We start from the raw sequence: 26,764 nt of genomic DNA on the forward strand, positions 1-26,764 counted from the left end.
CGTCAGCCGGCGATCAGCGGCGCGACGCGCCGGCGCAGTTCGGGCACGATCTCGGCGTCGAACCACGGATGGTGCTTGAACCATGCCTGGTTGCGCGGCGACGGATGCGGCAGCGGCAACACGTCTCGGCCATAGTCGCGCCATGCCTGCACGGTGTCGGTCAGCGTCGCCTTGCGCGTGTCGCGCAGGAAATGCCGCTGCGCGTACTGGCCGACCAGCAGCGTCAGCCGGATCGACGGCAATTCGGCCAGCAGCCGGTCGATCCACAGCGGTGCGCATTCCGGGCGCGGCGGGTTGTCGCCGCTCGCGCCGCGGCCCGGGTAGCAGAAGCCCATCGGCACGATCGCGAAGCGTGTCTCGTCGTAGAACGTGTCGGCGTCGACGCCGAGCCAGTCACGCAGCCGCTTGCCGCTCGCATCGTCCCACGGGATGCCGCTCGCATGGACGCGGGCGCCGGGCGCCTGCCCGACGATCAGGATGCGGGCGTCGCGATGCGCGCGCACGACGGGGCGCGGGCCGAGCGGCAGGTCGGCTTCGCAGGCGCGGCACGCGCGGATTTCGGTGAGCAGCACGTCGAGCGGCGCGCGCATTCGTTTCGGCATCGATTCTGAACGGGGACGGATCGGCGGCACGAACGCAGGTGCGTCCATGCCGCGCGGCGCGCCGGCGCGGACCGGCGCATCGCGTCAGGCGTTCCGCGGGGCACGGCATGGCGTTGCGCGGCGGCCCCGGCACCCCGTGCCGGGATCACCCGCCCGCCGTATCGCCTTCGGCAACCGCAGCATCATACAACGCCGTCTGCGCGATCGCCGCGGCGATTGCCGCGTCGTCCTGCGTGCCGTCGAGCATGCCCCAGCGCCGGTATTGCAACAGGAACCAGCGGCCTTCCTGCGGATCCGGCCGGTTCACGGCGCCGCCGTCGTGGAAACGGATCGGCAGCGGCGGCTGCGCGAATGGCCCCGCGCCGTAGTCGCCGAGCAGGCGCGGCGCGATCAGCCGGGCCGGCACGCCGAGCGCGTCGGGCGACGCGAGCCAGTCGGCCGCGTCGCGGCGGTGCGCGGCATCGTCGAGCCACGCGCACGCATCGACGAGCGTGCGGATCAGTGCGCGCGCGGTGGCGGGATACAGCGCGACGAAATCGCGCCGGGTCGCGAGCACCTTCTCCGGATGATCGGGCCAGACCTCGCTGGTGACGGCGACGGTCCGGCCCGCGCCGCAGGCTTCGGCCACCGCGTGCCACGGCTCACCCGCGCAGAAGCCGTCGAGCTCGCCGCTCGCGAGCGCCGCGACCATCTCGGGCGGCGGAATCACGACGCTGCGCACGTCGCGCAGCGGATCGACGCCGTGCGACGCGAGCCAGTGGTTCAGCCACATCGCATGCGTGCCGGTCGGGAAGGTCTGCGCGAGCAGCGGCTTGCGGCCCAGTGTCGCGAGCGCCGCGCGGACGTCGCCGCTTGCGCGGTACGCGTCGGCAAGGCCGCGGGCGAACGTGATCGCCTGTCCGTTGCGGTTCAGCACCATCAGCGCGGCCATGTCGGTCTGCGGGCCGCCGATGCCGACCTGCAGCCCGCACACGAGCCCGTACAGCGCGTGCGCGGCGTCGAGTTCGCCGGTCAGCAGCTTGTCGCGCACGGCGGCCCAGGATGGCTGGCGGCACAGCTCCAGCGTCAGGCCGTGGCGTGCGCCGAGATTCAGGTGCTGCGCGACGATCAGCGGGGCGGCATCGCTGAGCGCGACGAACCCGAGGCGAAGATGCGCGCGTTCCGGCGCGGCGGGAGGCAAAGTTTTCATGGCATTCATGACGGGTGGGTCGCATCGAGCAGTTGCCGCGCAATGTCGACGATGCGCTGGCCCTGATCCATCGCGCGCTTGCGCAGCAACGCATACGCATCGTGCTCGGACAGCCTGCGCTGATCCATCAGCAGGCGCTTCGCGCGATCGATCAGCTTGCGTTCGGCGAGCTCGCGCTCGACATCGGCGAGCCGGCGGCGCAATGCATCGTCGTGCGAGAAGCGCGCGAGCGCGACTTCGAGGATCGGCGCGAGGCGCTCGGCCGACAGGCCTTCGACGAGATACGCGCTGACGCCGGCGCCGACCGCCGCGTGAATCAGCGCCTGGTCGGCATCGTGGCTGAACATCAGCACGGGGCGCGGCGCGGTCGCGTGCATCACGGCCAGTTGCTCGAGCGTGTCGCGCGACGGCGAATCGGTATCGATGATCACGACGTCGGGGCGCTGCTCCTCGACGGCGGCGGGCAGGCGCGCGGGCGTCGCGACGTCGTTGAGCATCTCGTAGCCGAGGCGCGCGAGCGCGTCGCCGAGTTCGCCGATCGGTTTGTCGGTGTCGGTGACGAGCAGCACGCGCAGGCGCAAGGGTGGAGCAGGCGTACTCATGAGGCAAACGGCGGCGGCAAAATCGCGGCGCGACGATACGCGGATCGGGCGCAGTGGCCCCGTGCGGACATCGTGTCGGCACCGCGTGCGGCGCTCAGGCGACCGGTGCGAGCCGCGCCGCTGCTTTCATGATAGATGGGCGGCCGGTGCCGCGTGGTGTCACGCATGCTACGCGGCCCGGGACAAGGTCGTTTCGATCGCGGCACCTGCGTGTGGCACATCGTGCACGGCCGCTTCCCCGATCGCGCCGCCGACGAGGATCACGGCCGGGCTGCCGAGCCGCGCTGCCTCGATACCGCGCGCGAGATTGCCGAGCGTGCCGGTCCAGCGGCGTTCGTCGGGCGTGCCGGCCCATTGCACGGCCGCCGCCGGCGTCGACGCCGGCAATGCGGCGAGCAGGCCCGCCGCGATGCTGTCGACGCGGCTCATGCCCATGTAGATCGCGAGCGTGGTGCCGGTTGCCGCAAGTGCCACCCAGTCGGGCTCGCCGTGGTCCTGGCGGTGCGCGGTGACGAACGTGACGCCCTGGCAGTGCTCGCGGTGCGTGAGCGAGATGCCGAGGCTCGCGGCGGCCGCGAATCCCGACGAGATGCCGTTGACGATGTCGACCGGAATCCCGGCGGCGCGCAGCGTCGCGAGCTCTTCGCCGGCGCGGCCGAACAGTAGCGCGTCGCCGCCCTTGACGCGCACGACGTGCGCGCCGCGCAGCGCATGGCGGCGCATCAGTTTCTCGATGAATGCCTGCGGCGTGGAGCGGCAGCCGCCGCGCTTGCCGACGCGGATCACGCGCGCGTGCGGCGCGAGTTCGACGATGCCGGGCGCGACGAGATCGTCGAGCAGCAGCACGTCGGCGGCCGCCAGCGCCTTCACGGCCTTCAGCGTAAGGAGATCGGGATCGCCGGGGCCGGCGCCCAGCAGCGTGGCTTTACCAGTCGTCATGTCGTATTCCAGTGCCGCGTGCGTGCGGCGATCGATAACGCGTTGTTGCTTGCGGCGGCGGCGGGCGGTCGAAGCGACCATGGCATCCGGCCGTGCCGAACACGGGGGGACGTCGTTGTCCTGGTCTGCTGCGCCCGCCTGCGACGGCGGGCCTGACTTGCGGGGACTGCCCACCGGCGCCGTTGCCGGTGTAGACAGGATTCAGCAATATCCGGGCCAACCTGAGCGAGCCTGGCGGCGAGCGGGGCGATATGCACGGCGATATGCGCTGCATGGCGCGCCACGATGGATGCCGACCCGCATACGGCCGGGGGACAGCGGCGCACGCGATGCCATATCGGCGTGCATCGCGCCCCGTCAGCACGCACCGCGATGTCGCACGGCGACAGTGCTGCAGCGCACCACATCTGTGCCTCGCTGCATCCCGACGCGTCGTGCACGGCGCACCGCAGCGATGCGTGCGATGGCCGGCGAGCCTTGTGCGGCGGGGCCGCGCGCGCGATTCGGGCCGACATGGCACGGCGTTTGCGTAAGCTGGTTCGGGCGAATCAACGGCGATTCGTCCGCAGTACCGATTACAGACGCGCCCGGCAACGGGCTTCATGGGCAACGGCGTCCTACACATCGGGTCTCGACGAGACCGGGTGTGCAGGACGCCGTTTTTCGTTTGGCGGATGACATGACCGACAAAGCTACCCGTATCGATCTCTTCAGCTTCCGCACCGCGCCGATGCGCGCGTTCCACATGACGTGGATGGCGTTTTTCGTGTGCTTCTTCGCGTGGTTCGCGTGCGCGCCGCTGATGCCGCTGATCGCGCGCGAATTCCACCTCACCGCGGCACAGGTGGCGAACATCAACATCGCCGCGGTGGCCGCGACGATCGCCGTGCGGCTGCTGGTCGGCCCGATGTGCGACCGCTTCGGCCCGCGCCGTGTGTATGCCGGGCTGCTCTTGCTCGGCGCGATTCCCGTGTTCGCGGTGTCGTTCACGCACGACTACCTGTCGTTCCTGATCTGCCGGCTCGGCATCGGCGCGATCGGCGCGGGCTTCGTGATCACGCAGTACCACACGTCGGTGATGTTCGCGCCGAACGTGGTCGGCACCGCGAACGCGACGACGGCCGGCTGGGGCAACGCGGGCGCGGGCGCGACGCAGGCGATGATGCCGCTCCTGGTCGCCGCCGGCCTGATGCTCGGCTTCGGCGACGACGCGTCGTGGCGCATCGCGCTCGTCGTGCCGGGCGTCGCGATGCTCGCGATGGCCTGGGCGTACTGGCGCTTCACGCAAGACTGCCCGCAAGGCGACTTCGTCGCGCTGCGCAAGCAGGGCGTGACGGTCGACAGCGGCAAGAAGGGCGGCTGGGCGAGCTTCTTCGCCGCGTGCGGCAACTATCGCGTGTGGATGCTGTTCGTCACGTACGGCGCGTGCTTCGGCGTCGAGGTGTTCATCCACAACATCGCCGCGCTGTACTACGTCGATCACTTCCAGTTGTCGCTGAAGGATGCCGGTTTCGCGGTGGGTCTGTTCGGGCTGCTCGCGCTGTTTGCCCGCGCGCTCGGCGGCTGGCTGTCGGACAAGATCGCCGCGCGCCGCAGCCTCGACGTGCGCGCGACGCTGCTGTGCGCGCTGATCGTCGGCGAAGGGCTCGGGCTGATCTGGTTCTCGCATGCGCAAGGCATCGGCATGGCGCTCGTCGCGATGCTGACCTTCGGCCTCTTCACGCACATGGCCTGCGGCGCGACCTATGCGCTCGTGCCGTTCATCGACCGCAAGGCGCTCGGCGGCGTCGCGGGGATCGTCGGCGCGGGCGGCAACGTCGGCGCGGTGGCCGCAGCCTTCCTGCTGAAGGGCGTCGGCGACGTGCAGCACACGCTGAGCCTGCTCGGGCTCGCCGTCACCGCGACCGCATTGTGCGCGATGGCCGTGCGCTTCAGCGAAGAACACAAGGCACGCGAGGCCGAACTGCGCGACCGCGCGCTGGCCGCCGCGAACGCCATGAACTGATCGACCGAAGGAAACGTCATCATGAAACTCATCGTCATCGGCCACGGGATGGTCGGCCACAAGCTCCTCGAATGCGTCGCCGCGCAAGCCGGCGCGGCGGGCGCGCTGCAGGTCACGGTGCTCGGCGAGGAACCGCGCCCGGCGTACGACCGCGTGCACCTGTCGGAATTCTTCGCGGGCAAGTCGGCGGACGATCTGTCGCTCGTCGAACCCGGCTTCTTCGAGCGTCATCCGCAGTTCGACCTGCGCCTGAACGCCCAGGTCGCGTCGATCGACCGTGCCGCGCACACGGTCACGCTCGCGTCCGGCGAAACGCTCGCGTACGACAAGCTGGTGCTCGCGACGGGCTCGCGTCCGTTCGTGCCGCCGGTGCCGGGCCGCGATCGCGCGGGCTGCTTCGTGTACCGGACGATCGAGGATCTCGAGGCGATGCAGGCGTGCGGCACGCACGCGAAGCGCGGTGTCGTGATCGGCGGCGGGCTGCTCGGCCTCGAATGCGCGAAGGCGCTGCGCGACATGGGGCTCGACACGCACGTCGTCGAATTCGCGCCGCGGCTGATGGCGGTGCAGGTCGACGACGGCGGCGGCAGGATGCTGCGCGCGAAGATCGAGGCGCTCGGCGTGACCGTGCATACGGGCAAGAACACGCTCGAGATCGTCGATGGCGAGGAAGGCACGCACCGGATGGCGTTCGCCGACGGCTCGCATCTCGACACCGACATGATCGTGTTCTCGGCCGGTATCCGCGCACGCGACGAGCTGGCGCGTGCGTGCGGCCTCGACATCGGCCCGCGCGGCGGTGTCGCGATCGACGACGCGTGCCGCACGAGCGATTCGGATATCTACGCGATCGGCGAATGCGCGGCCTGGAACGGCATGGTGTACGGCCTCGTCGCGCCGGGCTACGACATGGCGCGCGTGGTCGCGAAGCAGCTCGGCGGCGGTGTCACCGATGCGGCCGATGCGGCCGACGCCGCGTTCGCCGGTGCCGACATGAGCACCAAGCTGAAGCTGATGGGCGTGGACGTCGCGAGCATCGGCGACGCGCATGGCGCGACGGCCGGCAGCCGCACCTACCAGTACGCGGACGAGCGCCGCCAAGTCTACAAGAAGCTGGTGGTGTCGGACTGCGGCAAGTTCCTGCACGGCGCGGTGATGGTCGGCGACGCGGCCGAATACGGCACGCTGCTGCAGATGATGCTGAACCGCATCGAGCTGCCCGAGTCGCCGGAATTCCTGATCCTGCCGTCGTCGGACGGTGTGGCGAAGCCCGCGATCGGCGTCGACGCGCTGCCGGAAGGCGCGCAGATCTGCTCGTGCAACAACGTGTCGAAGTCGCAGATCTGCGCGGCGGTGGCCGACGGCGCGACGAGCCTCGGCGCACTGAAGTCGTGCACGGGCGCAGGCACGTCGTGCGGCGGCTGCGTGCCGCTCGTCACGCAGATCATGAAGGCCGAGATGAAGAAGCAGGGTCTCGCGGTCAACAACCATCTGTGCGAACATTTCCCGCATTCGCGCCAGGAGCTGTTCCACCTGATCCGCGTCGAGCGCATCACGACCTTCGACGAACTGCTCGCGAAGCATGGCCACGGCCTCGGCTGCGACGTGTGCAAGCCGGCGGTGGCGGGCATTCTCGCGTCGTGCTTCAACGAATTCGTGCTGAAGAAGGAGCATGCGGGGCTGCAGGATTCGAACGACTACTACCTCGCGAACATCCAGCGCGACGGCACGTATTCGGTCGTGCCGCGCATGCCGGGCGGCGAAGTCACGCCGGAAGGGCTGATCGCGGTGGGCCAGGTTGCACAGAAGTACGGGCTCTACACGAAGATCACCGGCGGCCAGCGTGTCGACCTGTTCGGCGCACGCGTCGAGCAGCTGCCGTCGATCTGGGAGGAGCTGATCGCGGCCGGTTTCGAATCGGGCCACGCATACGGCAAGGCCCTGCGCACCGTGAAGTCGTGTGTCGGGTCGACGTGGTGCCGCTACGGCGTCGACGATTCGGTCGGCCTCGCGATCGACCTGGAGAACCGCTACAAGGGGCTGCGCGCGCCGCACAAGATCAAGTTCGGCGTGTCCGGCTGCACGCGCGAGTGTGCGGAGGCGCAGGGCAAGGACGTCGGCATCATCGCGACCGAGAAGGGCTGGAACCTGTACGTGTGCGGCAACGGCGGGATGAAGCCGCGCCACGCGGAACTGCTCGCGTCCGATCTCGACCGTGCCACGCTGGTCCGCTACATCGATCGTTTCCTGATGTTCTACGTGCGCACGGCCGACCGGCTGCAGCGCACCAGCGTGTGGCGCGACAACCTCGAAGGCGGGCTCGACTACCTGATCGACGTCGTCGTGCACGACCGGCTCGGGATCGGCGCCGAACTCGAAGCCGACATGCAGCACGTGGTGGACACCTACGAGTGCGAATGGAAGAAGGCCGTCACCGATCCCGACACGCGCAAGCGCTTCCGCCACTTCGTGAACAGCGACGCGCCGGACACGACCATCGAATTCGTCGAGACGCGCGGCCAGATCCGGCCCGCGACGCCCGGCGAACGTACGGGCGGCAAGCCCGTGTCGATTCCCGTGGTGGCCGTTGGCGCGACGCAAGCCGCCACCGAACCCGCAACCGTTTGACCCTGACCGACACCAGCGTCTTTTCCAAGGAGCCCATCATGAACGATCGTCTTCCGCTGTCCTGGACCCGCGTGTGCCCGCTCGACGACATCGTGCCGAACACCGGCGTGTGTGCACTCGTCAACGGCGAGCAGGTCGCGGTCTTTCACGTCGCGCATGCCGAAGAAGGCGGCGTGTTCGCGATCGACAACGTCGATCCGGTGTCGCAGGCGGCCGTGATGTCGCGCGGGCTGATCGGCAGCCTCGGCGAGCGCGTCGTCGTCGCGTCGCCGCTGTACAAGCAGCATTTCGACCTGCGCACCGGCGAATGCCTCGAGGCGCCCGAGCAGTCGGTGAGCGCGTATCCGTCGCGGGTCGAGGACGGTTTCGTGTGGATCGCAGCCTGATCGCCCCGGAGCGCGCATGACCGCCACCCCCGTCAAGAGCGTGTGCCCGTACTGCGGCGTCGGCTGCGGGATGGTGCTGCACGTCGAGGAAGGCGAAGTCGTCAAGGTGTCCGGCGACGCCGACCATCCGACCAACTTCGGGCGGCTGTGCACGAAGGGCTCGTCGGCGCACGTCGCGTTGCGCCGTTCCGGGCGGCTCGACCGCGCGTTCGTGCGGCGCGCGCGCGAGGACGACCTCGTGCCGCTGCCGGCACGCGACGCGATCGCCGAGACCGCGCGGCGGCTGCGCGCGGTGCTCGACACGCACGGGCCCGATGCGCTGTCGTTCTACGTGTCGGGGCAGATGTCGATCGAGGCGCAATACCTCGTCAACAAGCTCGCGAAGGGCTTCGTCGGCACCAACAACATCGAGTCGAACTCGCGCCTCTGCATGGCGAGCGCGAGCACCGGCTACAAGCAGTCGCTCGGCGCGGACGGCCCGCCCGGGTCGTACCAGGATTTCGATCGCGCGAACCTGTTCTTCGTGATCGGCGCGAACATGGCCGACTGCCATCCGATCCTGTTCCTGCGGATGATGGATCGCGTGAAGGCCGGCGCGAAGCTGATCGTCGTCGATCCGCGCCGCACCGGCACGGCCGACAAGGCCGACCTGTTCCTGCAGATCCGGCCGGGCACCGATCTCGCGCTCACCAACGGATTGCTGCACCTGCTCCACGCGAACGGCCGCACCGACGCCGCGTTCATCGATGCGTACACCGAAGGCTGGGACGCGATGCCCGCGTTCCTCGCGGACTACACGCCCGAGCGTGTCGCGGAAATCACCGGTCTCGCGGAAGCCGACCTCCGCACGGCCGCGCAATGGATCGGCGACGCGCAGGAATGGATGAGCTGCTGGACGATGGGGCTCAACCAGAGCACGCACGGCGTGTGGAACACCAACGCGATCTGCAACCTGCATCTCGCGACGGGCAAGATCTGCCGCACCGGCAGCGGGCCGTTCTCGCTGACCGGCCAGCCGAACGCGATGGGCGGGCGCGAGATGGGCTACATGGGCCCCGGGCTGCCGGGCCAGCGCTCGGTGACGTCCGACGACGATCGCCGGTTCGTCGAGAACCTGTGGCGCGTGCCGGCCGGCACGCTGCGCAAGGAGACGGGGCAGGGCACGGTCGACCTGTTCTCGCGGATGGCGGCCGGCGACATCAAGGCATGCTGGATCATCTGCACGAACCCGGTCGCGACCGTGCCGAACCGGCAGAACGTGATCGCCGGGTTGCAGGCCGCCGAGCTCGTGATCGCTCAGGATGCCTTTCTCGACACCGAGACCAACCGCTACGCGGACATCCTGCTGCCCGGCGCGCTGTGGGCCGAGGGCGACGGCGTGATGGTCAACTCCGAGCGCAACATGACGCTGATGCGCGCGGCGGTCGCGCCGCCCGGCGACGCGCTGCCGGACTGGCGCATCGTCGCGGAAGTCGCGCGCGCGATGGGCTTCGGCGATGCGTTCGACTATGCGTCGGCGGCCGACGTGTTCGACGAGATCGTGCGCTTCTCGAATCCGGCGACCGGCTACGACCTGCGCGGCGCGAGCCATGCGGCGCTGCGCGAGGGCCCGGTGCAATGGCCGGTCGCGCCGGGCACCGCGCGCGAGCGGCACCCGATCCGCTACCTGAACGACGGCGTGAGCCAGACGCCGCGTCCGGCGGCCGACGGGCACGACGCGCCGCGCCTCGCGTTCCCGACGCCGTCGGGCAAGGCGCGCTTCTTCGCGCGGCCGCACGTCGATCCGGCCGAGCTGCCCGACGACACGTTCCCGATCGTGCTGAACACTGGGCGGCTGCAGCATCAATGGCACACGATGACGAAGACGGGCAAGGTCGCGATGCTGAACAAGCTCAACCCGCGCCCGTTCGTCGAACTGCACCCGGACGATGCGAGCGCGCTCGGCATTGCCGCGAAGGACAGCGTCGAGATTCGTTCGGCGCGCGGCCGCGCGGTGCTGCCGGCCGTCGTGACCGAGCGCGTGCGGCGCGGCAACTGCTTCGCGCCGATGCACTGGAACGACGTGTACGGCGACGACCTGTGCATCAACGCGGTGACGAACGACGCGATCGATCCCGAATCGCAGCAACCCGAACTGAAATACTGCGCGGTCGCGTTGCGGCGCGTCGAGACCGATGCGTTCGCGGCCGCCGACGACGAGACGGCGCAACCCGACGCAGGCGCCGATGACGCGCGGCCCGCGCCGGCGCTGGTGCAGGCTACTGCTTCACAGGAATCCGACATGGCAGACATCGACACTTTCGCGGCCGCGCTCGGCGTGGCCGACCTCGCTCCGCCGCCATTGACGGACACCGAACGGCTGTACGTGGCCGGCCTTGTCAGCGGGCTGAAGGCGAGCGCCGGCCGGCGCGAGGGCAGCGTGCCCGTGCTGCCGGCCAGCGCGCCGCTCACGCCGCCGGTGCGGTTCTGGCTCGACGGGATGCTGGCGGGGCTGTTCAGCCGCTCGCTGCCGGCGAGCTTGCCGGGTGCCGCGGCGCCCGCGCTGCCGGGCGATGCCAGCGCGACCGGCGGTGTGCGGATCGTGCGCACGCGGCCGAAGGTCGTGCTGCTGTGGGCATCGCAGACCGGCAACATCGAATCGTTGACCGAGGATTACGCGACGCAGCTGATGAACGCCGGCTTCGAGATCCGCACCGCGTGCATGTCCGACTATCCGGTGGCGTCGCTTGCCGGTGCGCAATACGTGCTGCTGATGACGAGCACGTTCGGCGACGGTGACGCGCCCGACAACGGCAGCGAATTCTGGGAAGCGCTGCAGGCCGGCAGCGCCGCGCGCCTCGACGGCGTGCACTTCGCGGTGCTCGCGTTCGGCGATCGCAACTACGACCAGTTCTGCGGCCATGGCCGCCGGCTCGACGCGCGGCTCGCGGAACTCGGCGCGGCGCGTCTTTGCGCGCGCGTCGATTGCGACGTCGAGTTCCAGCGCGACGCCGACCAGTGGCTCGAACGCGTCGTCGCGCGGATCAAGGAAGCCGATGCCGCGCTGCACGCGGTGCCGTCCGCCGGCTTGAGCCCGTCGGGGCTGCTGCCGACCAAGGCGCATCCGGCGCCGTCGAAGCTCGTCGCGAACCTGCGGCTCAACCGGCCGGGCGCGGCGAAGGACACGCGCTACGTGTCGCTGTCGACCGAGGGCGCGAACCTCGAATACGAAACCGGCGACGCGCTCGGCGTGTGGCCGACCAACTGCCCGGAGCTGGTCGACGAACTGCTGTCCGTCACCGCGCTGAAGGCTGACGCTCCGGTGTCCGTCGCGGGTGTCGGCGACGTGCGCCTTGGCGACGCGCTGGCGCGCCACTTCGACATCACGCGCCCGCATCCCGACACGCTCGCGTTCATCGCGTCGCGCAGCGCGAACGGCGCACTGAAGGCGCTGCTCGGCGACGATCGCAAGGCCGACCTGAAGCAATGGTTGTGGGGGCAACAGCTCGCGGACGTGCTGCACGAGTTCCCGGTCGATCTGTCGGGCACGGAGCTGGTCGGGATGCTCAAGCGCATGCAGCCGCGCCTCTATTCGATCGCATCGAGCCCGAGCGCGCACCAGGGCGAGATCCACCTGACCGTGTCGGCCGTGCGCTATCACAACGGGCGGCGTGCGCGCAAAGGCGTTGCGTCGACGTTCCTCGCCGATCGCGCGGACGACGGCCGCGTGCCCGTGTTCGTGCAGAAGTCCGCGCATTTCCGGCCGCCGGTGAACGGCGACGTGCCGATCGTGATGGTCGGCCCCGGCACCGGCGTCGCGCCGTTCCGCGGCTTCCTGCACGAGCGGCAAGCACGTGGCGCACGCGGGCGAAACTGGCTGTTCTTCGGCGAGCAGCACGCGCAGACCGACTTCTACTACGGCGACGAACTGGGCGCGATGCACGAAAGCGGCTTCCTGACGCGGCTCGATCTCGCGTTCTCGCGCGACCAGGCCGACAAGATCTACGTGCAGGACCGGATGCGCGAGCAGGGCGCCGAGCTGTTCGCGTGGCTGGAGGAAGGCGCGCACTTCTACGTGTGCGGCGATGCGGCGCGGATGGCGAAGGACGTCGATGCCGCGCTGAAGGCGGTGGTCGCCGAGCACGGCGGGATGTCGGACGAAGCCGCGAACGACTACGTCGCGCGGCTTTCGAAGGCGCGCCGCTACATGCGGGACGTGTACTGAACGCTGGCGACGCGGGCCGGGAGGGTTACGGCTGTTCGTCCGGTTGCGGTCGCGGTTGGTCGAACCACTGCCGGCTCGAGCGTGACAGCAACAGCAAGGTCGCCAGCGTGAAAAGGCAGTAGACCGTGCTCAGGAAATCGGCCGGCCGGTGCGCGACGGTGAAGGCCATCAACGCGAGCGTGGCGATGACCAGCCCGATCATCGTGATGCGCGCCCAGTTCTTCCGGCGCGCGATCTGCACGACGAGCAGCGCGAGGGCGACGGCGATCGCGACGAAGGTCGCCGCGAGCATCCGGACCATCCCGGCGTGAAGCGAGCCGCTCGGGAAGCGGTCGAGCAGCGCCGGAACGACCGCCGACTCGAAAACGGCGACCCGGTACGTGAAGATGCACCACGCGCCCGTCAGCAGCGTAACGGCCACCCGCACGGTTTCCGGCGTATCGCCGCCGAAAATCGGCATATTCTTCAGCGAAGTCATTTTCATTTCGATGGGTTCCTTCGCGGCGGCGGGCATGCCGTTTGCGTTCGGCCGGCGGCGTTGCGGACGCGGGCGGGAATCGATCGTCGCAGCGTAGCACAGACGCAGGCGCCGGCCGGTTCGTTACGCGGCCAGTGCGCATCGTTCCTTCACGATCGACCGGAGCAAGCATGAAGAAGGGATTTGTCAGCGCGGCGAACCGGGCCGCGACCGTTTGCATGGTGGGCATCCTGGCGGCCGCCGCGGCATGGAGCCTGCCCGCCGCGGCACAGGGCTCGACGGCGCCCACGGGCACGGCCGCCGCGACGCCCGACAATGCGGTGCTGCTGACCGTGTTCCTCAAGCACGACCAGTCGCGCCCGCTCGCCGAGCTGAATGCGCAACTCGCGAAGCAGGGGTTCTACAAGGCGTTTCCGCCGCCGGGCGTGGAGGTGGTGAGCTGGACCGTGACGATGGGGATCGGGCAGATCGTCGTGCTGAGGTTGCCGGCGTCGCGGCTGCGGGAGGTCAATCGCGTGCTCGAGGATACGGCGTGGGGCGCGTACCGGACGGAGTTCTACCCGACTTACGACTACAAGGCGATCGGGTTGGGGGAGCATGAGCGGACGGAGTGAGGTGGGCGCTGGTGGGTTCGGTTTCGTCAGCGTGCAAACAGACTGGGAGTGGGTCGAAGGGAAGTCAATCGACTGCAACACTATTTGAATGTTTGCAGATGATCGAAATGCAGTGTTTTAACCATCGGATTCAGATTTTTGGGGAAATGGTAGGGGAAGTAATGCGGGAAAATTTCGGTTGGTTCCGGTTAAATGATGTTCAATTAATCGAAGATTGAAATTGCAATAGGAATAGTCCTAAAAGACGATTTATTCACATATTTACGACGCTTGGCAATCGTTGACGGTCTTCCTATGGTTTCCTGGCGATTGCTTTGCTAACGTTCATCGATCTCAAAAGAAGTCCAATAAAGAACGATGAACTACAAGACCTGCCGTCTGGTGTACTCCAGGTTCCGGGGAATGGTGTTGGCTGTCGAAGAGACGGCAACTGCCTCGGGCGAATCAGTTTCCGGCGAGCGCCATGCAGGCCGGCGTGCGCTTGATGGAGGGTGTTTTTTCATGAGGCATGTCCTGCTGAATTGATTGGGTGGGGCAGGATGGGAATGTGTATTGGGCATGATTTTTGAGGGATTTTTTGTTTCCTGAAAATATCTGCCATATATAATCTCACTCATAATCGACGCCGACGCCGAAAAATCAGAGAAGATGCGAGAAACACGAAAACTTCCACTTGTCGTCGACCTCGACGGCACGCTGACGCTATCGGACACGTTGATGGAGTCCGTAATCCGTGTCGTCAGGCGTAAGCCATCAAACCTGTTGCGCTTGCCTTTCTGGATCGCTGGTGGTCGCGCTGCGTTCAAATTCAAGGTTGCGGAACATGCCGATTTTCGCGCGGAGTTGCTTCCTTATCGCGAAGCATTGGTCGACTATCTCGTCAATGAACGCAACTGCGGTCGCACGATCGTGCTCGCGACTGCCGCGCATCGTTCTATTGCCGAACGTGTGGATGCACATCTCGGCCTGTTCGATCTCGTCATTGCGTCCAGTCACGACACAAACCTGAAGAGCGACGCCAAGCTCGCCGGCATTCGCCAAAGGATCGGCGACGATTTCGTCTATGCGGGCAACAGCAGAGCCGACCTGCCGGTCTGGGCCGGCGCAAACGCAGTCGTTCTTGCCGGCGTCGAGCCTGGCATTGCCGCGGCGGTCCGAAGCAGCAAGCCGGTCGAGCGAGAATTTTCGAATGTACGCGCCACCTTCTCCACATGGTGCAAGGCACTGCGCGTTCACCAGTGGCTCAAAAACCTGCTCCTGTTCGTTCCGCTGCTGACGGCATTCGCCTTTCTCGACACCGACAAGGTTGCCACGCTGGTGCTTGCATTTCTGTCGATGTCGCTCGGCGCATCCGCCACCTATATCGGGAACGATCTCTGGGATCTCGACAACGATCGTCGACACCCCCGCAAGCGCGACCGCGCGTTCGCGAGCGGTACGTTGTCGATTGCAAGCGGTCTTGGCTGCGCATCCGTGCTGCTGCTCCTGGCATTTGCACTGGCATTCGCAGTATCGCCCGCATTCGCCGGCATGTTCGCGCTCTATCTGGTGCTCACGACGGCATATAGCTTGCGTCTGAAATCGATCGTGCTGCTCGATGTCCTCGTACTTTCGTTGCTGTACACCTACCGGATCGTCGCCGGAGCGATCGCCGCGGAAATCACGGTCAGCCGCTGGCTGCTCGCGTTCTCAGTATTTGCCTTCCTGAGCCTCGCGCTCGTGAAGCGCTGCTCCGAACTGGTGCTTCTACGTCAAAGCGACAAGCGAACATCGGTTGGCCGCGATTACCGCGTGGGCGATCTCGAAGTGCTCTGGCCGTTCGGTATCGGCGCGTCGCTTGCCGCAGTGGTCGTGTTCGGCCTTTTCATCAACGCGCCCGAAACCGCCGCACGCTATGCGGTTCCGCATCTGCTCTGGTTCGTGCAGATCGGCATGATCTATCTGTTCGGACGGCTCTGGATCACGACGGTGCGCGGCGCCATGCACGACGATCCCATCGTTCACATCCTCGAAAACCGCGGCACCTTCAGCATGCTTTGCATCATGGTGGCGATCGTCCTGGCCGCTCACTTCCTCCCCGTTCCATGAGTGGCGCAATCGACATGACGGAAAAGAACCAGAACCGGGTGCGAGCATTCTGCCGCTTCGCTATCGTGTACGTGCTGCTGTTCGTATGCGCGGGCAACATCACCAACAGCGTGCTGCTGAAATGGGGTTTCCGCGACGACCAGAAAGGCAACTTCGCAACCAGCTACAGCCTGGTCGGCATGATGAACGGCGATGCACCGAAACCGTACGTCTATCGCTCATCGTTTCCTGGTGCAGCGAAATGGATCGCCGAGCAACTCGACCCTGCGAAACAGGACAAGTTGTTCAAATCGATCAAACGACACGACTCTCTGCGCAACGCCTATTTCACGAGCGTGCCGGATGAATACTGGACGCCTGTCGCGGCGCTCGTCTACCACATGACGTACATCGCGATCGTGTTGTCGACCTTGTTTGCGCTGTTGCTGATCTACAAGCTGGCGAGGCTTCACGGTCTGAGTTTCGGGCATTCGGTCGGCTTTCTGGCTGCTTTCAGTTTCGTCTATCCGCTGACGTTTCAGCAGGGCGGCTACTACTACGATTTCTTCGAACTGCTCGGCGTACTTGGCGCCTGCTATTTCCTGCTGACGAAGCGCATGCTGGCTTGCACGCTGATGACCGCCGTTTTCTCGCTGAACAAGGAAACGTTCTTTCTCGTTCCGCTCGCGCTGTTTCTTCTGCACGAGCGGGATGTGGCAGTGTCGAAGCGGATCGGCTGGCTTGTACTGCAACTCGGAATCTGCGTTGCGACCCGGCAATTCATCATGAGCGGGTACAGCGAGAATGCCGGTGGATTCGTCGAGTATCACGTGTGGGACAACCTGAAGTTCTGGCTGAATCCCAAATCCTATCTGTCGTTCTACAACCTCATCGGCAAAGGCATCTTTACGCCGAGCCTGGAGAATCCGCTGATGCTCGTGCCGCTTGCGGTGTTCTTTCGGGCCGCCTGGCGTGCGACGCCAGCGCGCTACCGGCGCTACTTCTTCGCAGCATTCCTGCCAGTGCTGGTGCTGTTCGTCTTTTTCGGCTACCGGGACGAAGCGCGAAACTTCTCGATCGTATTTCCCGCGATCGTGCTGATTGCGCTGCATGGCGCGAACCGCTTCAACGCGATCTTCGTTGCCAGTCCGGATCCATCCGATGACAGCCGGGGCCTGTCCGATCGTCGGCCTGACGGCGTCGTGACGATTGAAGCCGCTCGATGAACTGGGTGTTTGTTGCCGCGAGTGGCGTGTTTGGCGGCCTCGCCGGCGTATTGCTGAGAGTTGCCGCGCTCAAGGGGATCGTTCTCGGCGAATCGAACGTGCTGCCATGGATTGTGCGCGGCGCCGCCGTTGCCGCTTACGGGGTTGGCTTCGTGCTTTACGCGGCCGCACTGCGCAAGACCACGCTCGGCACGGCGTATCCAACCATGGTGGCGATCTCCATGCTCGTGGTGTTGACGTTCACGGCGCTGCACGAGCACTTCTTGAAGCCGATGCAAGTGGTCGGCGCAGTTGTCATCCTGATCGGCGTCTGGATCGTCACGCGGTACGCATAATCGACAAAGCCGAGTACGTGAAGAAGAAAATCCGGGGAACCAACCTTGTTGCAGTCTCCTTGATGCTCACAACGGCTGGCGTATCCGCGCAGTCGATCCCGTCGGGTGCCGTGCCGACCAGCAACGATCAACATGCCCGGGAGCAGGAGCCACGCGCGTGAACGCGAGCGAACCGTGTCCGCGCCGGCAGTGCGTCCGTCCGTGACGGAAAGCGCCGCTTTCCCGACCCTGCCGGCGAAACCCGTGCTTCCGCATCGACAACTTCACGCTCGACGTCCCCGTTTCACTACCCGACACAGTAAAGTCCAACGGCGCATCTGCACGGCCAATGGGAACGCCGGTCTACAAGCCGTCGGGTTTCCCGACCGCGAGCGTCACATTTGGTTTCCAACTGACGGCGCAGTTTTAGCGACGACGGCCGCGCCGGAGCAGCGCGTCATCACCGATTGCGAGACGGAGCGGCACAAACCGGACATCGGTCGTGCTGCCCAAGTCGGGGCAACAAGCCGCGCAGCCGACCTGTCCCCATTCTCGAATAGCCCGCCAGCCTCATGGTTTTATCCTCGCTCGAAGGGCGCCGCCCGGCAGTTTTTTCCCAAATGCATCACAAGTCATTCATGCGATGAAAAAACCCCGCCGGTTCCCGGTATGATGCGCACCTTGCGTTTGTCGGACGCGATATTTTTGATGCGATTTTGATGTGCGAGACGCCACAAAACCGCACAATCCGAACCTGAAAGAATCTGTAATATAAATTCCGTATACTCGTAAGTTCTGATCCAGGCGCCGCCCGCGATTTCCGTCGGCCGACCGCCCACGCAGAACAACCAGATACGTCGCCGCCTGGCCGTCTTGCGCCGCGACACGCTATGCACCACCACTGAACAACCTATGTCTTCCCGCCACTCTGGTTCGCCCGGCCGCGCCGCGGCGGTGATCGCCCGTGCCCGGGCGTTGATCCGCAACGAGCGCGTGCTGTCGCCGCTGCTCGCGCTCGGCATCGGCCTGCTGCTGATCGTGGTCTTCCAGCACTTGTCGGAATCCGTCGACTACCGGTCGGTGATCCGCCAGCTGCGTCACATGTCCGCCGGCGAGTGGGGCGCGTCGCTGGCCGCGACGGCGCTCAGCTATCTCGCGCTCGTCGCCCGCGACGCGGTCGGCCTGCGCTACGTCGCCGCGAAGGTGCCGCGCGCCGCGCTGTGGATCGGCGCGATCGCCGGCGCCGCGCTGGGCAACGCGACCGGCTTCGGCGCGCTGACGGGCGGCGCGGTCCGCGCGCGCGTGTACGGCGTGTCGGGCGTCACGCCCGCGCAGATCGGCCGGATGACGGTGTTCACGAGCGGCACGCTGGCGCTCGCGATGGTGTGGATGACGGCGATCGGCATGGTTTGCGTGCCGGAGGCGCTTGCCGCGATGCTGCACGTCGCGGCCGGCGTGCTGACGTGGACCGGCGCGGCGCTGCTCGTGGTGCTGGCCGCGATGGTCATGATGTGCGGCAACACCGCGCGCCCGGTCGTCACGCGTTTCAAGTGGCTGTCGTTCGACGTGCCGGCGCGGCGCGATCTCGTCGCGCAGGTCGTCTATGCGGTGCTCGACGTCGTCGCGGCCGGCCTGACGCTTTGGGTGCTGCTGCCGGCCGCGCCGGTCGGTTTCCCGACCTTCATTACTGTTTATGCCGCGGCGTTGCTGCTCGGGATGATCGGTCATACGCCGGGCGGGATCGGCGTGTTCGAAGCCGCGATGGTCTTCACGCTCGGTCGCGAAGTGCCGCCGCACGCGATGGTCGCTGCGCTGATCGCGTATCGCGCGATCTATTTCGGCGTGCCGCTCGTGCTGTCGGCCGGCCTGCTGGCCGGTTTCGAAGGCCGCGCGCTGCGGCGCCGGCTCGTGTCGAGGCAGGCCGCGCGCGTGTCGCAACTGGCGCCGCTGTTCCTGAGCCTCGTGACGTTCGCGGTCGGCGGGATGCTGGTGATCTCGAGCGCGACGCCCGCGTTCTGGCACCGGATCGCGATCCTGCGCCACCTCGTGCCGCTGTGGGTGCTCGAAGGCTCGCAGGTGATCTGCAGCGTGCTGGGCGTCGCGCTGCTGTTCGTCGCGCGCGGGCTGCTGCGCCGCCTCGACGGCGCATGGTGGATGACGTTCGCGCTGACGCTCGCGAGCCTCGCGCTGTCGCTGGCGAAGGGCCTCGCGTTCGTCGAGGCCGGCGTGCTCGGCATTCTGCTGGTGCTGCTGCTCGTCAGCCGCCGCCGTTTCAACCGGCATTCGTCGCTGCTCGCCGAGCGCTTCACGGTGAGCTGGTTCGTGTCGGTGGCGATGGTGCTGATGCTGGCCGTGTGGGTGCTGTTCTTCGCGTTCCGCGACGTGCCGTACACACGCGAGCTGTGGTCGCATTTCTCGTTCGACGCGCGTGCGCCGCGTGCGCTGCGCGCGACGCTCGCGGCCGGCGTGTTCGTCGCGCTGTTCGCGCTGTGGCAATTGCTGCGCCCGGCGCCGGGCCGTTTCGTGAAGCCCGCGGAGCAGGACCTGTCGGATGCCGAACGGATCATCCGCGCGCAGGAGTGCAGCGACGCGGGCCTCGCGCTGATGGGCGACAAGTCGTTCCTGTTCTCGGAGTCGCGCCAGGCGTTCCTGATGTATGCGAAGAACGGCCGCACGTGGGCCGCGCTCCACGACCCGGTCGGGCCGCGCGAGGAATGGCCGGCGCTGATCAGCAAGTTCATTGCGCTCGCACACGCCCACAGCGGCCGTGCGGCGTTCTACCAGGTGCGCGCGAACGCGTTGCCGCTGTATCTCGACGCGGGGCTCACGCTGATGAAGCTCGGCGAGGAAGCGCACATCGCGCTCGACCGGTTCGACCTGAAAGGTTCGAACCGGTCGCACCTGCGCTACGCGCTGCGTCGCGGCGACAAGGACGCGCTGACGGTCGAGGTGATCGCGGCGGGCGACGTGCCGGCCGCGCTGCCGGCGCTGCGCGACATCTCCGACGGCTGGCTCGACAGCCGCGACGCGCGCGAGAAGAGCTTCTCGGTGGCGGCGTTCCACGACGGCTATCTCGCGACGCAGTCGGTGATGCTCGTGCGCCAGGCCGACAAGCCGATCGCGTTCGTCACGTTCATGACGACCGACCTCAACACCGAGGCGACGGTCGGCGTGATGCGTCATCTGCCGGAAGCGTCGCCGTATGCGATGGAGTATCTGTTTACGCAGCTCGCGCTGCACCTGAAGGAAGCGGGGTTCCGCAAGCTGAGCCTGGGCATCGCGCCGTTCTCGGGGATGGGGGCGGCGAAGATGCCGTCGCCGTGGCACCGGTTCGGGCTGATGGTCTGGCGCTTCGGCGGCCGCTTCTACAACTTCCGTGGCTTGCGTGCATTCAAGAGCAAGTTCGAGCCGCACTGGGAGCCGCGCTATCTCGCGGCCTCGGGCTCGGTCGGCGTGTTCGTCACGCTCGCGGATCTGTCCCTGCTGGCTGGAGGTCGGCGTTCATGATGTTCAAGAAGGGTATCGCGCGGGCGGCAGGCGCCTGTGCGGGAATGATGCTGGCCGGCGCCGCGCTCGCGGCGCAACCGGCTGCGACGAAACCGGAAACCGTGTCGGGCGGCCGTTACGGCCCCGTGACCGTGACGAAGCCGAGCGGCCCGCTGCGCGGCTTCGTCGTGCTGTTCTCGCGTGCGCGCGGCTGGGGCGCCGCCGATCAGCAAGCAGCCGACGCACTCGCGAAAGCGGGGGCGATGACGGTCGGCGTGGATTCGGAGCGCTACGCGGCGAACCTTGCCGCGAAGCAGGAAACCTGTCACCACCTCGACGGCGACGCCGAGGCGGTCAGCCACCAGCTCGAACGCCTCGCGCAATCGGCGCGTTACTACACGCCGATCGTCGCGGGCGTGGGCCAGGGCGGCGCGATCGCGAAGCAGATCCTGTCGATGGCGCCGGAGAACACCATCGCCGGCGTCGTGTCGGTCGCGCCGGCGGCGAAGCTCGATGCGCGCTTCAAGCCGTGCCCGCCCGATCCGACGATCGTGCGCCGCGCGATGCCGGGCTTCGTCGAAACGGCCGCGGCCGGCGACACCACGAAGCTCGTGTCGCTCGTCACGTCGCACCTGCACGACACCAGCAGCAGCGACGAGCTCGACGTGTCGGACCTGCCGCTTGTCGAGCTGCCGGCCAAGGGCGGCAGCGACCGCCTCGCGATCGTGATCTCGGGCGACGGCGGTTGGCGCGATCTCGACAAGACGATCGCCGAGGCGCTGCAGCGCGACGGCGTGTCCGTGGTCGGCATCGACAGCCTGCGCTACTTCTGGAGCGAGAAGCCGCCCGCACAGGTGAGCCGCGACCTCGCGCGCGTGATGCGTACGTACATGGCGCGCTGGCATGCGAACCGTGTGGCGCTGGTTGGCTACTCGTTCGGCGCGGACGTGATGCCGTTCGCGTACAACCGGCTGCCGGGCGACCTGCGCGACAAGGTCGCGGTGATGTCGCTGCTCGGCTTCGCGCCGGCGGCGGATTTCCAGATCCGCGTGACGGGCTGGCTCGGCATGCCGGCGAGCGACAAGGCGATGAAGGTCGCGCCGGAAATCGCGAAGGTGCCGCCGCAGCTCGTGCAGTGCTTCTACGGCGCGGAAGAGAAGGACACGATGTGTCCGGCGCTCGCGAATACCGGCGCCGACGTGATCAAGACGGGGGGCGACCACCACTTCGGCCACGACTACATCGCGCTCGAGAGGAAGATCCTCGGCGCGTTCGGCAAGCCGGTGGCGGCGCGCTGAACGCCGGCGCCCGCTTCGCGGCGGGTGCGGCGCTTGCGGTTCATCGGACGGGCGGCCTGCGGGCCGCCCGTTTTCATTGCTCCGTCTGCGTCGCCGCGTCCTGCTGCGGCGCTGCCGTTCTCGCATCGCGCTGATAGAAGCCCGGGAACCGGTCGAGCTGCCGGCGCGCGGCGGCCAGATCGGCATCGACGCCGAGCACCGCGCTCGAAAACCCGGTGCGCTCCATCAGCAGCAACTGGTCGATCAGCACGTCGCCCGTCGCACGCAAGTCGCCGGCGAAGCCGAAGCGTTTGCGCAGCAGATAGGCCTGGCTGTACGCGCGGCCGTCGGTGAAGGACGGGAAATGCAGGTCGATGCGCGCGGCCTGCGCGATTCGTTCAGCGAGCGGCGGCAGTTCCTCGTCGTTGCCGATCGTCAGGGTCGTGTGCGTCGCCGTGTCGGGCGCGTTCGTATCGTCGGCGTGTTCGGCCGGCGTCAGCAGCCGGATGCGTGCGTTCGCGCTCGCGTTCACTGTTTCGTCGATCGGGTTCATGCGTGCTCCGCGTGGTGACGTGCGTCGTTCGCCGCGGCCTTGAAAGGCTCGGTGCCGATGCGGCGCACCGTGTCGATGAATCGTTCGCTGCGGCCGTCGGCATCGAGACGCGCGTCGAGATACACGTCGACGAGCGCGTCCACGACATCGACGATCTCGTCCGCCGAGAACGACGGGCCGATCACCTTGCCCGGCCGCGCGGGGCCGCTCGCGCTCGAACCGTCCGAGCCGCCGATCGTCACCTGGTACCACTCCGCGCCGTCCTTGTCGACGCCGAGGATGCCGATGTGCCCGCTGTGATGGTGGCCGCACGAGTTGATGCAGCCGCTGATGTGCAGGTCGATGTCGCCAACGTCGTGCTGCATGTCGAGATCCTGGAACCGCTCGGCGATCGCGTCGGCGATCGGGATCGAGCGCGCGTTCGCGAGCGCGCAGAAGTCGCCGCCGGGGCACGCGATCATGTCGGTCAGGAGTCCGACGTTCGCACTGGCAAGACCGATCGCGCGAGCGTGCTCCCACAGCAGGAACAGGTCGTCGACATGCACCCACGGCAGCACCACGTTCTGCGTGTGCGTCACGCGCGCCTCGCCGGCCGAGAAGCGCTCGGCGAGTTCGGCCAGCGCGTCGAGCTGCTCGGGCGACGCGTCGCCGGGCGCCTGCAGGCGGCGCTTGAACGACAGCGTGACGATGCGCAGCGCCGGGTCGCGGTGTGCGGCGACGTTGCGCGCGAGCCAGCGCGCGAAGGCCGGATGGCGATTGGCGTGGGCGGCCATGCGTGCTTCGGCAGCGTCGAGGTCGAGCGTGCGCGGCTTCAGCCGCGGCGGCACGAACGATGCGGCGATGCGGTCGAACTCGGTCTGCGGGATCGTGTGCGGGCCGCCGTCGTGCTCGACGATCTGGCGGAACTCTTCCTCGACGTCGTCGATGTAACGCTGCCCCTCGCTCTTCACGAGAATCTTGATGCGTGCCTTGTACTTGTTGTCGCGGCGTCCGTGGCGGTTGTAGACGCGGACGATCGCCTCGATGTAGTTCATCACGTGCTGCCACGGCAGGAACGCGCGCAGCAGTGTCGCGATCAGCGGTGTGCGGCCCATGCCGCCGCCGGCGCTCACGCGAAAACCGAGCTCGCCCGCGTCGTTGCGCACGAGCTTCAGCCCGACGTCGTGCCAGTCGGTCGCTGCGCGGTCCTCGGCCGCGCCGGTGATCGCGATCTTGAACTTGCGCGGCAGGAACGCGAATTCCGGATGCAGCGTCGTCCACTGGCGCATCACCTCCGCGAACGGCCGCGGATCGGCGATCTCGTCGGGCGCGACGCCCGCGCGCTCGTCGCACGAAATGTTGCGGATGCAATTACCGCTCGTCTGGATCCCGTGCATGTCGACGGTCGCGAGCAGGTCCATCACGTCGGCCGCCTTCGCGAGCGGAATCCAGTTGAACTGCACGTTGGTGCGGGTCGTGAAGTGCGCGTTGCGGGTCGGCAGGCGCAGCGTGCCGAGCAGCGCCTGCGCGTCGCAGGCGGCGCGATAGGTGGCGTCGTCGGGCACGTCGTAGTCGCGTGCGATCCGGGCGAGCACGCGAAGCTGCGCGCTCGACAGTTCGCCGTACGGCACGGCCACGCGCAGCATCGGCGCGTGGCGCTGCACGTACCAGCCGTTCTGCAGGCGCAACGGCCGGAACGCGTCCTCGCTCAGCGTGCCGTGCTGCCAGCGTTCGAGCTGGTCGCGGAACTGGGCGGCGCGGCTCAGCACGAGCGCCCGGTCGAAATCGGTATATCGGTACATGACGTGATACGCGAGAGGAGCGGCGGCGCAGGGGCGCGCGCCGCTCGGGAGGGGACGTTGCGACGGGTGTCGGGCAACCGGAGACAGCGTAGGGAACGTGGGGCGGCGGGAAAAGAAGCAGATCGGGACGAAAAGGGCACAGCAGATTCGCGGGGCGCCGGGCATGCGTTGTGCATGCCCGCGCCGGGTTCACGCCTGCGCGTCGACGATCAACGCCGGATCGAGCGCGCGGATGCGCTGGTCGATGAAGTAGCCGCCGCCTTCCTGGTAGCGCAGATACAGCCGGCCGCACGACACGCAGCGGCTGACGTTGCAGCGGTTGTACGGAAAGTGGCGTGGCGCGATCGGTGCGTCGTCGGACCCGTAACGCGTGCGGTCCGGATGGTATTCGTCGTAGGTCGGCTCGGGGTCGTCGGGCGGCATGAGCGTCGCCACTTCGACGAGCTGCGTATCCCGTAGCGACAGCGGCAGGCTCGTCCAGCCGGCAAGCGGGGTCTTCGTGCAGGTGCACGGCTGCGTGACGCCAGCGGCTTCGGCGGCGAGCCTCAGCAGCGCGGCGTGATCGAGGTACGGCAATGCGCTCATGGGATGGGGCGAGGGGGCGAAAAGAGGTGCACTGTAACCCGTGCGTGCGTCGGCTGCACGGCGGCGGCGGCCTGCGTGCGGGCTCAACCGGCCTTGCGTACGGCCGGCTCGGCGACCAGTTCGCCGAGCACGCGGATCGCGCGTTCGATGTCACGGTTCCACGGATGGCCGAAGTTCACGCGCACGCAGCGCTCGAAGCCGTGCGCGGCCGAGAACAGCGGCCCCGGCGCGAAGCTGATGCCGCGCGCGATCGCCTGGCGGTGCAGTTCCATCGCATCGATCGCATCGGGAAACGACAGCCACAGGAAATACCCGCCGTCCGGCCGCACCCACTCGACGCCGTCCGGCAGCCAGCGCCGCAGCGCGTCGTCCATGCGGGCGAGCTGCGCCTGCAGTGCGCCGCGCAGCTTTCGCAGGTGACGATCGTAGCCGCCGTGCTCCAGATAGTTCGCGATGCCGGCCTGCGCGGGAATGCTCGCCGACAGCGTGGTCATCAGCTTGAGCCGCTGCACCTTTTCCGCGAAACGGCCGGCGGCGGCCCAGCCGATCCGGTAGCCGGGCGCGAGCGTCTTCGAGAACGAACTGCAATGCATCACGAGGCCGTGCCGGTCGAAAGCGCGCGCGGGCAGCGGGTAGTCGGGGCCGAAGTGCAGCTCGCCGTACACGTCGTCCTCGATCAGCGGCACGTCGCGCGCGGCAAGCATCTCGACGAGCGCGCGCTTCTTGTCGAGCGACAACGTGACACCGGTCGGATTCTGGAAATTGGTCATGAACCAGCACGCGCGAATGTCGTGCCGGTCGAGCGCGCTCGCGAGCGCATCGAGATCGAGGCCCGTGCGCGGATCGACGGGAATCTCGACCGCGCGCAGGTCGAGTCGCTCGATCGCCTGCAGCGCCGCATAGAAGCCGGGCGATTCGACCGCGACGACGTCGCCGGGCCGCGTGACTGCCATCAGGCACAGATTCAGCGCTTCGAGCGCGCCGTTCGTGACGACGATCTCGTCGACGGGCTGTGCGACGCCGGTCGCCAGATAGCGGCGCGCGATCTGCTGGCGCAGCGCCTCGTTGCCGGGCGGCAGATCGACGACCGTGCTCCACGGGCTGACGAGCCGCGTCGCCTGCGCGAGCGACTTCGCGAGGCGCGGCAGCGGAAACAGTTGCGGCGACGGGAAGGCGGAACCGAGCGGCACGATGCCGGGTTGCGTCGCGGCGTCGAGCACCGAGAACACGAGATTGCTGATGTCGACCTTGCGCGTCGCGCCGGCGCGGCTCGCGCGGCGTTTCGCGGGCGGGTTCGCCGCCGGGACCGCACCCGGCGCGACGTAATAGCCGGAGCGTTCGCGTGCGCGGATCAGCCCCCACTGTTCGAGCAGGTAATACGCGCGGAACACCGTCGACTGGCTCACGCCATGTTGCGCGATGATCTGCCGCAGCGACGGCAGGCGCGTGCCGACCGCGAGGTTGCCGTGGCGGATTTCGTCGGCGATCGTGTGGGCGAGGGTTTCGTAGCGTTTCATCGGTGCGGGTGGTGCATGCTTGCGCCACGCGCGGGCCGGTGCGGCGCCACGCCGGCGGGGCGGGTTATTGTCTGACGAGCGGCCCGAAAAGGAAAGCGCGACGGCCGCGGCGGCCGGCCGCGCTTTCGGGGCGATGCCAGTGCCGATGCTTGCACCGCATCAGGCCGCGTTCTGCTCCGCGTTGCGGCCGTTAGCACCGTCCCTTTCGCCTGGAAGCGTCCAGCGCCAACGACGCGTAACGACTTTCTCCTGATCATTCGTTGTTCTCGCATACGCATTCGTCTGCGCGCGACGACACGCGATCGAACGGG

General features: G+C 67.6%; 19 protein-coding genes and 1 pseudogene. 11 read left to right on the top strand and 9 right to left on the bottom strand.

The features are described from left to right. Positions 1 to 2 precede the first annotated feature (2 nt). The 4 genes from WS66_RS05400 to cobA form a co-directional block, all read right to left on the bottom strand. Positions 3 to 602 (bottom strand): uracil-DNA glycosylase family protein, encoded by a 600-nt coding sequence (locus WS66_RS05400; protein WP_059600585.1) that lies wholly within the window; start codon positions 600 to 602, stop codon positions 3 to 5. Positions 603 to 747: 145 nt separating this feature from the next. After that, entirely contained in the window at positions 748 to 1,791 is a 1,044-nt protein-coding gene (locus tag WS66_RS05405; RefSeq protein WP_059600610.1) for a CmpA/NrtA family ABC transporter substrate-binding protein, read from the bottom strand. 5 nt (positions 1,792 to 1,796) lie between these two features. Beyond that, a complete protein-coding gene (locus tag WS66_RS05410) occupies positions 1,797 to 2,393 on the bottom strand; it encodes an ANTAR domain-containing response regulator (RefSeq protein ID WP_059600584.1) in 597 nt (198 codons plus the stop codon). 168 nt (positions 2,394 to 2,561) lie between these two features. Beyond that, positions 2,562 to 3,332 carry a uroporphyrinogen-III C-methyltransferase gene (gene cobA, locus WS66_RS05415; protein WP_059600609.1) on the bottom strand — a complete coding sequence of 257 codons (771 nt, stop codon included), beginning with the start codon at positions 3,330 to 3,332 and terminating at the stop codon, positions 2,562 to 2,564. 679 nt (positions 3,333 to 4,011) lie between these two features. Here cobA and WS66_RS05425 point away from each other — a divergent pair. Genes WS66_RS05425 through WS66_RS05440 form a run of 4 tightly spaced genes read left to right on the top strand, consistent with a single transcriptional unit; the run spans position 4,012 to position 12,555 of the window. Continuing rightward, positions 4,012 to 5,337: an MFS transporter gene (locus WS66_RS05425; RefSeq protein ID WP_059600583.1), complete on the top strand. Its 1,326-nt coding sequence runs from the start codon at positions 4,012 to 4,014 to the stop codon at positions 5,335 to 5,337. A 21-nt stretch (positions 5,338 to 5,358) separates the two neighbouring features. Further along, positions 5,359 to 7,965: a nitrite reductase large subunit NirB gene (nirB, locus tag WS66_RS05430; protein ID WP_059600582.1), complete on the top strand. Its 2,607-nt coding sequence runs from the start codon at positions 5,359 to 5,361 to the stop codon at positions 7,963 to 7,965. 38 nt (positions 7,966 to 8,003) lie between these two features. After that, positions 8,004 to 8,351 carry a nitrite reductase small subunit NirD gene (gene nirD, locus WS66_RS05435; RefSeq protein WP_011354949.1) on the top strand — a complete coding sequence of 116 codons (348 nt, stop codon included), beginning with the start codon at positions 8,004 to 8,006 and terminating at the stop codon, positions 8,349 to 8,351. A 16-nt stretch (positions 8,352 to 8,367) separates the two neighbouring features. Beyond that, positions 8,368 to 12,555 (top strand): bifunctional nitrate reductase/sulfite reductase flavoprotein subunit alpha, encoded by a 4,188-nt coding sequence (locus WS66_RS05440; RefSeq protein WP_059600581.1) that lies wholly within the window; start codon positions 8,368 to 8,370, stop codon positions 12,553 to 12,555. Positions 12,556 to 12,580: 25 nt separating this feature from the next. Here WS66_RS05440 and WS66_RS05445 read toward each other — a convergent pair whose 3' ends face one another. Further along, positions 12,581 to 13,033 carry a hypothetical protein gene (locus tag WS66_RS05445; RefSeq protein WP_218928984.1) on the bottom strand — a complete coding sequence of 151 codons (453 nt, stop codon included), beginning with the start codon at positions 13,031 to 13,033 and terminating at the stop codon, positions 12,581 to 12,583. 218 nt (positions 13,034 to 13,251) lie between these two features. Between WS66_RS05445 and WS66_RS05450 the strand changes: the two genes are divergently transcribed. The 7 genes and pseudogenes from WS66_RS05450 to WS66_RS05485 all read left to right on the top strand — a co-directional run bounded on the left by WS66_RS05450 (position 13,252) and on the right by WS66_RS05485 (position 22,038). Next, the gene (locus tag WS66_RS05450) at positions 13,252 to 13,647 is read left to right on the top strand and encodes a hypothetical protein (RefSeq protein ID WP_059600606.1); all 396 of its coding nucleotides are present in this window, start codon (positions 13,252 to 13,254) and stop codon (positions 13,645 to 13,647) included. A gap of 648 nt (positions 13,648 to 14,295) precedes the next feature. After that, entirely contained in the window at positions 14,296 to 15,735 is a 1,440-nt protein-coding gene (locus WS66_RS05455) for a UbiA family prenyltransferase (protein ID WP_059600579.1), read from the top strand. Then, entirely contained in the window at positions 15,732 to 16,940 is a 1,209-nt protein-coding gene (locus tag WS66_RS05460) for a hypothetical protein (protein ID WP_059600578.1), read from the top strand. The genes WS66_RS05455 and WS66_RS05460 overlap by 4 nt, the downstream gene beginning before the upstream one ends. Next, positions 16,937 to 17,275, top strand: a complete 339-nt coding sequence (locus tag WS66_RS05465; protein ID WP_059600577.1) for a hypothetical protein — start codon at positions 16,937 to 16,939, stop codon at positions 17,273 to 17,275. The genes WS66_RS05460 and WS66_RS05465 overlap by 4 nt, the downstream gene beginning before the upstream one ends. Before the next feature lie 331 nt (positions 17,276 to 17,606). Next, positions 17,607 to 17,684 (top strand): annotated as a pseudogene (locus tag WS66_RS34850) (peptide transporter); the annotation flags it as partial. A gap of 482 nt (positions 17,685 to 18,166) precedes the next feature. Then, the gene (gene mprF / locus WS66_RS05480) at positions 18,167 to 20,761 is read left to right on the top strand and encodes a bifunctional lysylphosphatidylglycerol flippase/synthetase MprF (RefSeq protein WP_059600576.1); all 2,595 of its coding nucleotides are present in this window, start codon (positions 18,167 to 18,169) and stop codon (positions 20,759 to 20,761) included. Next, positions 20,758 to 22,038, top strand: coding sequence for a virulence factor family protein (locus WS66_RS05485; protein ID WP_059600575.1), 1,281 nt, complete (start codon positions 20,758 to 20,760; stop codon positions 22,036 to 22,038). Before mprF ends, WS66_RS05485 begins: the two co-directional genes overlap by 4 nt. 73 nt (positions 22,039 to 22,111) lie before the next feature. On the opposite strand, the gene WS66_RS05490 is transcribed toward WS66_RS05485, so the two are convergent. From WS66_RS05490 to WS66_RS05505, 4 genes are all read right to left on the bottom strand, one after another. Next, complete coding sequence (locus tag WS66_RS05490; RefSeq protein WP_059600574.1) at positions 22,112 to 22,570, bottom strand: DUF934 domain-containing protein; 459 nt, start codon at positions 22,568 to 22,570, stop codon at positions 22,112 to 22,114. Beyond that, positions 22,567 to 24,351, bottom strand: a complete 1,785-nt coding sequence (locus WS66_RS05495) for a nitrite/sulfite reductase (protein WP_059600573.1) — start codon at positions 24,349 to 24,351, stop codon at positions 22,567 to 22,569. The genes WS66_RS05490 and WS66_RS05495 overlap by 4 nt, the downstream gene beginning before the upstream one ends. Before the next feature lie 189 nt (positions 24,352 to 24,540). Beyond that, positions 24,541 to 24,936: a hypothetical protein gene (locus WS66_RS05500; protein WP_059600572.1), complete on the bottom strand. Its 396-nt coding sequence runs from the start codon at positions 24,934 to 24,936 to the stop codon at positions 24,541 to 24,543. 83 nt (positions 24,937 to 25,019) lie between these two features. Then, positions 25,020 to 26,453 (bottom strand): aminotransferase-like domain-containing protein, encoded by a 1,434-nt coding sequence (locus WS66_RS05505; RefSeq protein WP_059600571.1) that lies wholly within the window; start codon positions 26,451 to 26,453, stop codon positions 25,020 to 25,022. Positions 26,454 to 26,764: the final 311 nt, after the last annotated feature.

The sequence above is a fragment of the Burkholderia sp. LA-2-3-30-S1-D2 genome, assembly GCF_001523915.2.
GTDB classification, from domain to species: domain Bacteria; phylum Pseudomonadota; class Gammaproteobacteria; order Burkholderiales; family Burkholderiaceae; genus Burkholderia; species Burkholderia diffusa.

Coding starts and splice junctions, on each gene's coding strand:
- WS66_RS05460 (WP_059600578.1), top strand. CDS start 15,732: ATGAGTGGCGCAATCGACATGACGGAAAAGAACCAGAACCGGGTGCGA.
- WS66_RS05500 (WP_059600572.1), bottom strand. CDS start 24,936: ATGAGCGCATTGCCGTACCTCGATCACGCCGCGCTGCTGAGGCTCGCC.
- WS66_RS05505 (WP_059600571.1), bottom strand. CDS start 26,453: ATGAAACGCTACGAAACCCTCGCCCACACGATCGCCGACGAAATCCGC.
- WS66_RS05440 (WP_059600581.1), top strand. CDS start 8,368: ATGACCGCCACCCCCGTCAAGAGCGTGTGCCCGTACTGCGGCGTCGGC.
- WS66_RS05410 (WP_059600584.1), bottom strand. CDS start 2,393: ATGAGTACGCCTGCTCCACCCTTGCGCCTGCGCGTGCTGCTCGTCACC.
- WS66_RS05445 (WP_218928984.1), bottom strand. CDS start 13,033: ATGACTTCGCTGAAGAATATGCCGATTTTCGGCGGCGATACGCCGGAA.
- WS66_RS05495 (WP_059600573.1), bottom strand. CDS start 24,351: ATGTACCGATATACCGATTTCGACCGGGCGCTCGTGCTGAGCCGCGCC.
- WS66_RS05450 (WP_059600606.1), top strand. CDS start 13,252: ATGGTGGGCATCCTGGCGGCCGCCGCGGCATGGAGCCTGCCCGCCGCG.
- mprF (WP_059600576.1), top strand. CDS start 18,167: ATGTCTTCCCGCCACTCTGGTTCGCCCGGCCGCGCCGCGGCGGTGATC.
- WS66_RS05485 (WP_059600575.1), top strand. CDS start 20,758: ATGATGTTCAAGAAGGGTATCGCGCGGGCGGCAGGCGCCTGTGCGGGA.
- WS66_RS05405 (WP_059600610.1), bottom strand. CDS start 1,791: ATGAAAACTTTGCCTCCCGCCGCGCCGGAACGCGCGCATCTTCGCCTC.
- WS66_RS05455 (WP_059600579.1), top strand. CDS start 14,296: ATGCGAGAAACACGAAAACTTCCACTTGTCGTCGACCTCGACGGCACG.
- WS66_RS05400 (WP_059600585.1), bottom strand. CDS start 602: ATGCCGAAACGAATGCGCGCGCCGCTCGACGTGCTGCTCACCGAAATC.
- WS66_RS05490 (WP_059600574.1), bottom strand. CDS start 22,570: ATGAACCCGATCGACGAAACAGTGAACGCGAGCGCGAACGCACGCATC.
- cobA (WP_059600609.1), bottom strand. CDS start 3,332: ATGACGACTGGTAAAGCCACGCTGCTGGGCGCCGGCCCCGGCGATCCC.
- nirD (WP_011354949.1), top strand. CDS start 8,004: ATGAACGATCGTCTTCCGCTGTCCTGGACCCGCGTGTGCCCGCTCGAC.
- WS66_RS05465 (WP_059600577.1), top strand. CDS start 16,937: ATGAACTGGGTGTTTGTTGCCGCGAGTGGCGTGTTTGGCGGCCTCGCC.
- WS66_RS05425 (WP_059600583.1), top strand. CDS start 4,012: ATGACCGACAAAGCTACCCGTATCGATCTCTTCAGCTTCCGCACCGCG.
- nirB (WP_059600582.1), top strand. CDS start 5,359: ATGAAACTCATCGTCATCGGCCACGGGATGGTCGGCCACAAGCTCCTC.